Here is a 13,541-nt window from a genome sequence, read left to right as displayed (position 1 = left end):
ATATTACTGGTAAATGTAATTATAAGTCTTATTTCACTTACCATAAATCAGGATTCATTTACTCCCCAAAGTAATCCTGATTTATATAATCTACAAACTGATACTTTATTTTGAAATAAGGATAATTCCTCACGGGATAACTCTTGTCTTAAATAACTAAACGATTACCTCAATTCCTTTTTTTGGGTTAAATGTTAATTAATTATGGTATATAAAATCAATGAATTGAGAATAAGTAAAATAAATTCTAACATCATTAAGAATTAGAAGTATTTCGTTGGAATTAAAAAGCAAATGAAATTGTTAAACTAATATACTCTATATATATCCACTAATCTAAAGATCTAACTTTATGACAAAGAACTACACTTCCGTAAAAAATGTATATGTCATTACGAGATATAAACTTTTTTAAATTCTCTACTCCTAAATTAGGATTCAATCCTCATAATTAATCCTAATTTATATAATCTACTAATTGTTGCTTTATTTTGAAACAGGGATAAGTTCCTCACGGATAACTATTGTCTTAAAACAACTAACAATTGCCTCGGTTCCTATTTTTTTGGGTTAATGATATTAATGCTGGCATATAATTAAAAATCCTTAAATTCAGAATAAGCAACAATTCTAAAAAATAAATTCTAACATAATTAAGAATTAAAATTATTCGTTGAAATTAAAAACAAATCAAGTTGTTTAACAAGCTCAAAATTGTGAAACTACTCTCTCTATATATCCACTAATCCAAAGATCTAATCTTATGACAAAGAACTACACTTCCGTAAAAAATGTATATGTCATTACCAGATGTAAACTGTTCTAAATTCTCTACAACTAGATTATGATTAATTCAATCCCAAATTAATCTGATTTAATATAGACTTCAAGCACTTATTGTTTTATTCAAACACAAGGATAAATTCCTCACGGGGTAACTATTGTCTAAAAAAAAGCAATAAGGAATAATTATCAGGATTTATTTTTTGGATCTGATGCTATTAATTTTTTGATGGCAAATTTTCAAAATAAATCCCAACTAAACACCTGTAATCAATTACTAATTATAAAATCAATTTCACTTTAAAATTATAATCATGAAAAGAAAAATTATTTTACTGATAACACTTTTTGTTATGTCATTTTCTATGACAGCCCAAGTGAAGGTAGGAAGCAACCCTACAACGATTAATACTAATTCACTTTTGGAATTAGAAAGCACCTCAAAAGGTTTGTTACTACCCCGCGTAGCCTTAACCAGTACCACATCCTTTGCACCATTAACGGCTCATATTGCCGGAATGACAGTTTACAACACTGCAGCAGCAGGAACAGGTACAACTGCAGTAGTAGCTGGTTATTATTATAATGATGGAACCCAATGGGTACAAATCTTAAACCAGGCCAATGCATTAACATTACAACCTTGGTTTAATTCAGCTACAAATAGTGCTGCTACATCCAATACCCAAAATATATACCAAAGTGGCAATGTAGGAATCCTTACCGGGACTACAGCACCAACAGCGGCACTTGACGTTAATGGTACAACCAGATTGCGAAGTTTACCTACCGGATTGGCATCAGATAACCTCGTTACTGCAGATGCTAATGGAAATTTAAGAACCTTAGCCGCAGCTAAACCAAGCGTAATGGTAGTTGGTTTGCCTGCAGCTGCAACCATATCATCACTAGGTGCCGGCTCATCAAGTCAATTTACTACCGCCACTTCAATTGTAAATACTATAAGCGGTTCCTCCTACTCTGCTGGAGTAATAACCTTACCAGCGGGCACTTATAGTTTTGTATTTGTTATCTCTTCATCATTTTCTGGTGCGGCTGGTATACAAGTGATGAGCTATTTCTTCGACTTTCCAGGCTCTTCGGGTACGACCAGAATACACGGCAACAGCCCTACTTATAACGCAGTGAATGGTGTATCTATCAATTTCACCTCTGTATTAACTGCAACCACAACTTTCAACTATCAAGTAGGTTGGGGGCAAGGCGGAAATGTAACCACTGGAACTCCAATAATTTTTGGTACAGGTACACAAATATTTATCCAAAAACTACTTTAAGTTATTCCATAAAGGCATTACTGTTTTCAACAGGCGTCAACATCGGATCAAACATATTCTAGGATGCCGATGTCGTTCAAATTATTAACGTTAATAAAAAATATTATGGTATCACCATCTAATATTACAAAAGTGCTGACGAGGCTTTTCCCTCTCTTTCTGCTGCTCTTATTGGGCATACAGACTTCGGCACAATCGGGTAGTTTTGGGAATACGTATGTGGCCAATTCTGGCGTAATGGCCATTTATGGTCAGCATAATTTCCAACCCGGTTATATAGTTACCGCCCGTACCAGTCCACAGGGGTATGTTACCTTTATTCCCGGCTCAAGCTGGGTTGGTGCCGCCAATACGGCACATGTGAATGGTTATGTATCCAAACTGGGCAACACTGCTTTCACTTACCCTGTAGGTGATGGCGTAAACCTTCGAACACTGGCTGTCTCGGCACCAACCGCAATAACTACACAGTTGGGAGTTGCTTGGTTTACAGGAGATCCCAGTACAGTACAAGATCCAACCGACGGAACAACACACCCTACAACCACTTTTACTGGTGCCCTTACAGGAGTGAGCACAGTAGGATTTTGGGACTGGGTACCTTTTACTGGTAGTACTGTAAATGGACTTACTGTCACAGTTTCCATTCCTGATGTAAGTGCATTTAGTACAGCTGCCAATTTAAGACTGGTAGGCTGGAATGGCTCTGCATGGATAGATTTAAGTGGTTCTTCCAATGCTTCAGGCAATACTGCAGGAAGTACCTTAACAGGAACGATCCCATCCCCTTCGACCATCACGGCAATCGCAATTGGAACGAACAATCCAATAACTGATCTGGCGATTACCAAGACTGCTAACAATATGACACCAACGGTAGGCTCCAATGTGGTATTCACCGTAGTGGTGACTAACAATGGACCCAATAATGCTACTGGTGTTCAAGTAACTGATATGCTTACTGCAGGATATACTTATGTGAGTTCAAATGCTCCTGCAGGAACTAATTATACATCAGCTACTGGATTATGGACTATAGGAGCTTTGGCAAATGCTGCCAGCGTTACACTTACAGTAACAGCTACTGTTGATGCAACTGGGCCATATAACAATACGGCAACAGTTTCTGGAAACGAAAATGACCCAAATACAGCTAATAATACAGCAACAGCCACCCCAATCCCTGTCGCTTCTGCTGATTTATCAGTAACTAAAACGGTGAATAATGCAAACCCTACAGTTGGTACTAATGTAATCTTTACATTGACAGCAACCAATGGTGGACCAAGCGCCGGAACGGGAGTTAATGTTACAGATCAACTCCCTACAGGTTATACTTATGTAAGCGCTACCCCAGCACCTGGTACAACATACACGCCAGGTACAGGTATATGGAGTATTGGCAATCTCGCCAATGCGGCCACCTCAACGCTCACCATCACTGCAACGGTAAATCCAACTGGAAATTATGCCAATACCGCAACTATTGCTGGTAATGAAAGTGACCCAACGCCTGGTAATAACTCATCTACAGCTACAACTACCCCAGTTCCAATAACAGATTTAGCGATAACCAAATCTGTAAACAATGCTACACCTGCTGTAGGCAGCAATGTAACATTTACACTGACAGCAACCAATAATGGTCCAAGTCCGGGTACAGGTATCAGAGTATTTGACCAGTTGCCAACAGGTTATACCTATGTGAGCTCTGTCCCATCTGGAACAACAACATACAATGCCGGTCTGGGTTCATGGACTATTGGTAATCTAGCTAGTGGAGCCAATGCTACACTTACAGTTACTGCAACGGTAAATGCGACAGGAACCTATCTCAATACTGCAACTATAAGCGGTACCGAAAATGATCCTGTAGCTGGTAACAACACCGCTAGTGTAACGACTACACCTACTCCAACAACTGATCGTTCGATAGTTAAAACGGTAAATAATGCGACACCTGCTGTAGGCAGTAACGTGGTGTTTACTTTAGTAGCAACGAACAATGGTCCTAGTGCAGGCACAGGAATTTCGGTAACAGATCTTTTGCCATCTGGATATACTTATGTAAGCTCAATAGCTCCAAGCGGTACCAATTACAATCAGGCTACCGGATTATGGACTATAGGAGCTTTGGCAAATGGAGCCTCTAGTAGTCTTAATATCACTGCCACAGTAAATGCAACTGGAGTATATGCAAATACAGCAACAATTACTGGTACTGAAAATGATCCCACACCAGGTAATAATAGCTCTACATCAACTCCTGTTCCTGTAGCTACTTCTAATTTGAATGTCGTAAAAACAGTCAATAATCCAACACCATATGCAGGTAATAATGTTGTGTTTACTATAACAGCTGCCAATGCAGGACCAAGTGATGCAACTGGAGTACAAGTTAACGATTTACTACCTTCTGGCTATACCTATGTCACTGCTACACCATCAATTGGTACTTACAATAGTGGTACCGGTCTGTGGACTATTGGTAATCTTGCTAATGGTGCAAATGCTACCTTGGATATTACAGCTACAGTAAACACTAGTGGAAATTATAGTAATACAGCCACTATTTCGGGTCAGCAAAATGATCCAAACCCATCCGATAACAGTTCTACTGTAACACCTACACCAATAAATGTTCAGCTAGCCAAAACTGGTCCAGCGGCAACAAATGCAGGTAATACTGTGAATTATACTGTTACAGTAACCAATAATGGTACAGGAAACGCCCTGGCACAATCTATTATAGATAACGTTCCTGCAGCATTGACCAATGTAAGCTGGACTGCCATAGCACAAGGTGCCGCAGTAGTATCTGCAGGTGCAGGTGGTACAGGTAACAGTGTTGCAGTAACCGGAGATATTCCTGCCGGAGCTGCAAATAGTATCACTATCAATATAACAGGTACTCTTCCTGCTTCATCTACAGTGACTACACTGGCCAATACAGCCAGTATAAATACACCAGGAAGTCCAGTTATAAACTCCAACACGGTAAATACTACTGTTACACAAGTAGCCAATATTCAAATTCAAAAGACAGGTCCTCCAACTTTATTTGCAGGAAACAGCTATAGTTACTCCCTTTCTGTAAGTAATTCTGGTCCATCTAATGCTAATAATGTTAATATTATTGACAATTTACCTACCGGATTTACAGTAACAAACTGGACAACAACTACACAAAATGGTGCTGTGATTAATGGTCCTACAACAGGAACAGGTAATCTAAATCTTCTTGCAAACATACCTGCAGGTACTGCAACTGTTCAGGTGACTATAAATGGTACCCTTGATGGTAATTATGCTCCGACTACAATTGTTAATACTGCAACAGCAACTCCTCCTGGAGGTACAACTGCTACAAGTTCGGTAACATCAACTGTTTCCAGACAGGCTAATATCAGAGTGACCAAATCCGGTCCTGCCAATATTGGTGCCGGTGATGCAATTTCTTATACGATTCGTATTGTAAACGATGGTCCTAGTGATTCTCCTGGGCTAATAATTACAGATGTCATTCCTGATGAAGTACTATCACCTACCTGGACCGCCACTACCTCTGGAGGAGCTACAATAAGCAGCCCATCTGGTGCTGGTAATATCAATATAACTGGAGATATTCCATCCGAAGTCGGAGTTGTTACCATTGTTGTTAACGGAACTGTGGATCCCGCTACTACGGATCCAGATTTCAGTAACACTGCTACAGCTACATTCCCAATTGGTAGTCCTGTAACAGATCCCGATCCAGCCTCAGCCAGTAGTACAATTAATACTGTAGTAAATAGTACTCAGGACGTACGTGTATCTAAAAACGGACCTGCAATCGTAAATATCAACGATCCTATTACCTACACTATTGTAGTAACCAATGCGGGTAATCCAGATGTAGATGATGCAGTACTTGTTGATAACGTTCCAACATCTGTAACAGTTACAGGTTGGACAATTACACCTAATAATGGTGCAAGTATTGGCGGCTCAACAACTGCTCAATCTGGAACTACGCCCAATATTAATGTTCCCGGAATATTTATTCCTGGTCAAAGTAGTGTTCCAAATGCCAACTTAACCCTGGTTATTCAAGGTACTGTAAATGCCAGTACACCAACTACATTTACTAATACAGTAACTGTAACAACTCCAAATGGTGCACCAGCAAGTTCTGTAACTACTTCGGTTAATCAATCAACCGATTTGTTTGTTCAAAAATCAGGACCTACAAGTGCAATTGCAGGTGGCCCAATTACTTATTCGATTAAAATCGGTAATAATGGTCCATTGGATGTAACAGGTTTAACTATTCAGGACTTAATCCCTGCCGATGTACAAAATGTGAGTTGGAATGCTTCAATAAGCGGTTCAGCTTCATTTAGCGGTAGTGGTAACGGAACTACAAATGCCATCAACTTAACAGGTAATATCGCAGCTGGTGCTGCAAATTACATTACTATTAATGTAACTGGTACAGTAAATCCATCACCAAGTGCTACTACTATGAGTAATAATGCTACGGTAACTTCATCGGCAGCAATTGATGACTATAACCTAAGCAATAATAGTAGTTCGGTAACTACTACCATTACAACCGAAAGCGATTTGGCAATTGTAAAAACAGTAGATAATTTAGCCCCTGCTGTTGGCAATACAGTTGTATTTACACTTTCTGCAAGTAACAACGGCCCTAGTAATGGAACGGGTATTACTGTAACCGATTTACTTCCTGCAGGATATACTTTCCAAAGCTCAAGCGCTGGAACAGATTATGTCCCAGCAACTGGTATATGGACAATTGGTTCAATCTTAGCCAATGGAACTGCATCCATGACAATTACTGCTGTAGTTAATGCTGCAGGTCCTTATGCTAATACAGCCACTATAAATGGCACACAGAATGATCCATCTCCTAACAACGATAGTTCTACAGTTACACCAGTACCTACACCTGTTACAGATCTTGCTGTAAACAAAACAGTAGATAATGCAACTCCTGCTGTAGGCACTAATGTTGTATTTACTTTAACCATAAATAATAATGGTCCAAGTAATGCTACTGGAGTTATGATAAATGACTTATTACCATCTGGTTATACTTTTGCTTCAGCAACTGCTAATACTGGTACTTACAACGCTGGAACTGGTATATGGACCGTTGGTAATCTGTCAAATAATTTCATTGGTACTTTATCCATTACCGCTGCAGTAAACGCTACTGGTGTTTATGCCAATACGGCAACCATTAGCGGAAATGAAAGTGACCCGAACTCAGCAAATAATACTTCTACAGCTACTCCGGTACCTGTAGCAAGTACAGATAGATCTGTAGTTAAAACAGTAAATAATCCTAATCCAGCTGTGGGTAGCAATGTAGTATTTACATTGGTTGCAACCAATAATGGTCCAAGTGATGGAACAGGAATTACTGTAACCGATCTTTTACCTGCAGGCTATACCTATATTAGTTCAACCGAGCCAGGAGCTACGACTTATGATCCAGCTACAGGTATATGGAACATTGGTACTCTAGCAAATGGAGCAAGCTCAACCATGACAATTACTGCTCTGGTGAATGCTACTGGTCCTTATGGCAATACAGCTACTATTGACGGTACCGAAAATGATCCAACACCTGGTAATAACAGCTCTTCATCGACACCAACGCCTACTCCTACTACGGATCTGGCTGTGGTTAAAACCGTAGATAATGCAAATCCACCTGTGGGTAGCACTGTAGTATTTACAGTAGTGGCTACAAACAATGGACCTAGTGACGCCACAGGAGTTATAGTAAATGATGCTGTACCAACAGGATATACCACTACAGGTATTAATGTTACAACAGGAACTGTTGATTTAATTAACAGTATATGGACTATTGGAGCACTAGCTAATGGTGCTTCTGCAACTCTAACCATTACTGCTACTGTACTTGCAACTGGCAATTATGCCAATACAGCAACTATCAGCGGAAATGAAAATGATACAACTCCTGCTAATAACAGTTCTACATCAACACCAACACCGGTTCCAACATCAGACCGTTCATTGGTTAAAACTGTAGACAATGCTAATCCTGCTGTAGGCAGTAATGTAGTATTTAGTCTAGCAGCCACCAATAATGGACCAAGCGACAGTACCGGAGTTACAGTAACCGACCAACTTCCTGCGGGATATACCTATGTAAGCAGCAATGCTCCGCTGGGTACAAATTATGATCCTTCCAGTGGATTATGGACTATTGGTACACTGACAAATGGTACAACATCTACCTTAACCATTACGGCAACTGTAAACGCAACAGGTCCGTATGCAAATACGGCAACTATTACAGGTACAGAAAATGATCCAACTCCTGGTAATAACAGTTCTACATCAACACCAACTGCTGTACCAACTACAGACAGATCAGTGGTTAAAACAGTAAACAATACTACCCCAGCTGTAGGAAGCAATGTAGTATTTACCCTTGTTGCAACTAATAATGGTCCAAGTGATGGTACCGGTATTACTGTAACTGACTTTTTGCCAACTGGATATAACTATGTAAGTTCAACTGAACCAACAGGAACAACTTATGATTCTGGAAGTGGTTTATGGAACATTGGTGCACTGGCAAATGGTGCAAGCTCAACCATGACCATCACTGCTACAGTAAATGCGTCTGGTGTATATACTAATACTGCCACGATTGCCGGTACAGAAAATGATCCGAACGCAACCAATAACAGTTCTAACGTTACTCCGACACCAGTTGCAAGCACAGACCGATCTGTTGTAAAAACTGTTGATAATCCTGCTCCTGCAGTAGGAAGTAATGCTGTGTTTACTCTGGTAGCGACTAATAATGGACCTAGCGATGGCACTGGAATTACAGTAACGGATCTATTACCTGCCGGGTATACTTATGTAAGTTCAACCCCTCCGGGTACTACTACTTACGATCCTGCAACGGGTATATGGAATATTGGGGCACTAGCCAATGGAGCAAGTTCTACCATAACCATTACCGCTACAGTAAATGCTACTGGTCCTTATGCCAATACTGCTACTATTGACGGTACTGAAAATGATCCTACACCAGGTAATAACAGTTCTACATCGACACCAACACCTAGTCCAAGAGCACATCTTACCACTGTAAAAGTGATTAAAGATCCTACTCAAACTACATTTGTTCCAGGTGAATCTGTGGTATATAGAGTAACTGTTACCAACAATGGACCTAGTGATGCTATGGGTGTGAATGTTCAGGATACACCTCCGAATAACACAACAATCACCGGATGGACTGCTGTTCCATCAACAGGTGTTACTTATCCAAATGCTTCAGGTACTGGAGATCTTAATGAAACAATTGCAGATTTACCTAATGGTGCTGTTGCAATTTATGACATAACGATCCAAACACCTGCCAACTATACGATCAATTTGGTAAACGTAGCTACAGCTAGTAGCTCAACTGTTGACCCAAATCCAGGGCCTTGTACAACTTGTAGTAGTGATCCAATCACTCCAACACCAATGGCACATTTAACTACGGTAAAAACACTAAATGACCCAACTCAAACAACATTTGTTCCGGGTCAAGATGTGATTTACCTGATTAATGTAACCAATAATGGACCTAGTGATGCAAGTGCTGTGAACGTTACAGATAATGCGCCTACTGGAACTACAATAAGCAGTTGGACAACCGTTCCTGCAACAGGAGTGACTTATCCAAATACTTCGGGAACTGGTAACCTGAACGAAACTATCGCGACGCTACCAAGTGGATTAACCGCTACTTATCAGGTAACGGTTCAAACGCCATCTAATTTCACTGGAACTTTGGTTAACTCTGTTGCAGCATCTAGTACAACTCCGGATCCTAATCCAGGACCTTGTACAGATTGTACAACCGATCCGATCACGCCAACACCAATGGCACATTTAACAACCGTTAAAACCAGAAAAGATCCGACGCAAACATCATTTATTCCAGGTGAAGCAGTAATATACCAAATATCAGTGACAAATAATGGGCCTAGTGATGCGTCTACAGTGAATATTGTAGATAATGCACCTGCAGGAACTACAATAAGTAGTTGGACAGCTGTTCCATCAGTAGGTGTTACTTATCCGAATGCTTCGGGAACTGGTAATCTGAACGAAACTATCACTACCTTAACAAGTGGATTAACTGCTACTTATGAAGTAACCGTTCAAACACCATCTAACTTCACTGGTACATTGAGTAATTCGGTTACCGCAACTAGTACAACTCCGGATCCTAATCCAGGGCCTTGTACAGACTGTACAACCGATCCGCTCCCTCCAACACCGATGGCACATTTAACTACGGTAAAAACACTAAACGATCCAACTCAAACATCTTTTGTTCCGGGACAAGCTGTGGTTTACCTAATTAATGTGACAAATAATGGACCTAGTGATGCAAGTGCAGTAAACATTGCAGATAATGCACCAACAGGAACCACAATAAGTAGTTGGACTGCTGTTCCTGCAACAGGAGTGACTTATCCAAATGCTTCAGGAACTGGTAACTTAAACGAGACAATCGCAACGTTACCAAATGGATTAACTGCCACTTATCAGGTAACGGTTCAAACGCCATCTAACTTCACTGGAACTTTGGTTAACTCTGTTACTGCAACAAGTACAACTCCGGATCCTAATCCAGGGCCTTGTACAGATTGTACAACCGATCCAATCCCACCAACACCGATGGCACATTTAACGACGGTAAAAACACTAAACGACCCAACTCAAACATCTTTTGTTCCGGGACAAGCTGTGGTTTACCTAATTAATGTGACAAATAACGGACCTAGTGATGCAAGTGCTGTAAACATTGCAGATAATGCACCAACAGGAACCACAATAAGCAGCTGGACTGCCGTTCCTGCAACAGGAGTAACTTATCCAAATGCTTCAGGAACTGGTAACCTGAATGAAACAATCGCTACATTAACAAGCGGATTAACTGCTACTTATCAAGTAACAGTTCAAACGCCATCTAACTTCACTGGTACATTGAGTAATTCGGTTACTGCAACTAGTACAACTCCGGATCCTAATCCCGGGCCTTGTACAGATTGTACAACCGATCCAATCCCACCAACACCGATGGCACACTTAACTACGGTAAAAACACTAAACGACCCAACTCAAACATCATTTGTTCCGGGACAAGCTGTGGTTTACCTAATTAATGTGACAAACAATGGACCTAGTGATGCAAGTGCAGTAAACATTGTCGATAACGCCCCTACTGGAACTACAATAAGCAGCTGGACTGCCATTCCTGCAACAGGAGTAACTTATCCAAATGCTTCAGGAACTGGTAACCTAAACGAGACAATCGCAACCTTACCAAATGGATTAACTGCTACTTACCAAGTAACAGTTCAAACGCCATCTAACTTCACTGGAACTTTGGTTAACTCTGTTACTGCAACTAGTACAACTCCGGATCCTAATCCTGGGCCTTGTACAGATTGTACAACCGATCCAATCCCTCCAGCGCCAATGGCACACTTAACTACGGTAAAAACACTAAACGACCCAACTCAAACATCTTTTGTTCCGGGACAAGCTGTGGTTTACCTAATTAATGTGACCAATAATGGCCCTAGTGATGCAGCGGCTGTAAACATTGCAGATAATGCACCTACAGGAACCACAATAAGCAGCTGGACTGCCGTTCCTACAACAGGAGTAACTTATCCAAATGCTTCGGGAACTGGTAACTTAAACGAGACAATCGCGACGTTACCAAATGGATTAACTGCTACTTATCAGGTAACGGTACAAACGCCATCTAACTTCACTGGAACTTTGGTTAACTCTGTTACTGCAACTAGTACAACTCCGGATCCTAATCCGGGACCTTGTACAGATTGTACAACCGATCCAATCCCTCCAACACCGATGGCACACTTAACTACGGTAAAAACACTAAACGACCCAACTCAAACATCTTTTGTTCCCGGACAAGCTGTAATTTACCTAATTAATGTAACAAACAACGGACCTAGTGATGCAGCAGCTGTAAACATTGCCGATAACGCACCTACAGGAACCACAATAAGCAGCTGGACTGCCGTTCCTGCAACAGGAGTAATTTATCCGAATGCTTCAGGAACTGGTAACTTAAACGAAACTATCGCGACATTACCAAATGGATTAACTGCTACTTATCAGGTAACAGTTCAAACGCCATCTAACTTCACTGGAACTTTGGTTAACTCTGTTACTGCAACTAGTACAACACCGGATCCTAATCCAGGACCTTGTACAAATTGTACAACCGATCCGATCCCTCCAACACCAATGGCACATTTAAATACTGTAAAAACACTTAAAAATGTGGCACAAACTTCTTTTGTTGCAGGACAAGGTGTAGTATTCCGTATCACTGTAACCAACAACGGACCTAGTGATGCTGCAGCAGTAAATATCATAGATAACGCGCCTACAGGAACTACAATAAGCAACTGGACTGCCGTTCCTGCAACAGGGGTAACTTATCCAAATGCTTCGGGTACCGGTAATATTAATGAAACGCTGCTTACATTGGGCAATGGCCTTACAGCAATCTATGATGTAACGGTTCTAACACCTGTAGACTTCACTGGACCACTAGTTAATACGGTTTCAGCAACCAGTACAACTCCGGACCCAACTCCGGGACCATGTACTACTTGTTCAACAAATCCTATTAATCCTAGCCCTAAAGTTGTACCTGAAGCACACCTTAATACAGTAAAAACACTAAAAGATCCGACACAAACAACATTTGTTCCGGGTGAGGCTGTGGTATACCGTATTACAGTAACCAATCAGGGACCTGCTGCTGCCGACTCGGTGAATATAGTAGATAACGCACCTACAGGAACCACAATAAGTAGCTGGACGGCAATCACCTCAACAGGAGTTACCTATCCAAATGCTTCCGGAACTGGCAATCTTAATGAAACTTTGCTTGTACTTGGTAACGGACTTACAGCTATCTATGAAGTAACTGTGCAAACACCTGCAATTTTTACAGGAGCAACACTAGTCAATTCAGTTACAGCAACCAGTACAACTCCAGATCCAACTCCGGGACCTTGTACTACTTGTTCAAGTAATCCAATTCCGCCAGCGTTACCTAAAATTGTCATTCCGAATGTTATTACACCTGGTGGCGATGGATATAATGACAAATTCGTTATCAAAGGACTAGAATATTATCCAGGTTCTCCCCTAATCATTTACAACCGATGGGGTAATCAAGTATATCGTTCTGACAGCTACGACAATAGCTGGAATGCAAACGGATTAAGTGGAGGTACGTATTACTACATCTTTAAACTCAAAACAACCGATGGGAATAAAGATTATAACGGATGGATTGAGGTATTGAAATAACAGAAAAAGAGTGAGCCCCGAAGCTCTCGGGGCTCTTAT

Annotated in this window: 2 protein-coding genes; both read left to right on the top strand. The window is 40.7% G+C overall.

Features of this window, described 5'->3' with window-relative positions; genetic code table 11:
* Positions 1-1,097 precede the first annotated feature (1,097 nt).
* Positions 1,098-2,081, top strand: a complete 984-nt coding sequence (locus OIU83_RS21300; protein ID WP_264208287.1) for a hypothetical protein — start codon at positions 1,098-1,100, stop codon at positions 2,079-2,081.
* Between the two features lie 105 nt (positions 2,082-2,186).
* Complete coding sequence (locus tag OIU83_RS21295; protein ID WP_264208286.1) at positions 2,187-13,502, top strand: T9SS type B sorting domain-containing protein; 11,316 nt, start codon at positions 2,187-2,189, stop codon at positions 13,500-13,502.
* Positions 13,503-13,541 lie beyond the last annotated feature (39 nt).

Origin of the sequence: Flavobacterium shii (genome assembly GCF_025847235.1) — a bacterium.
GTDB classification, from domain to species: domain Bacteria; phylum Bacteroidota; class Bacteroidia; order Flavobacteriales; family Flavobacteriaceae; genus Flavobacterium; species Flavobacterium shii.
This window is presented reverse-complemented; position numbering and strand designations above follow the sequence as displayed.

Coding starts and splice junctions, on each gene's coding strand:
- OIU83_RS21295 (WP_264208286.1), top strand. CDS start 2,187: ATGGTATCACCATCTAATATTACAAAAGTGCTGACGAGGCTTTTCCCT.
- OIU83_RS21300 (WP_264208287.1), top strand. CDS start 1,098: ATGAAAAGAAAAATTATTTTACTGATAACACTTTTTGTTATGTCATTT.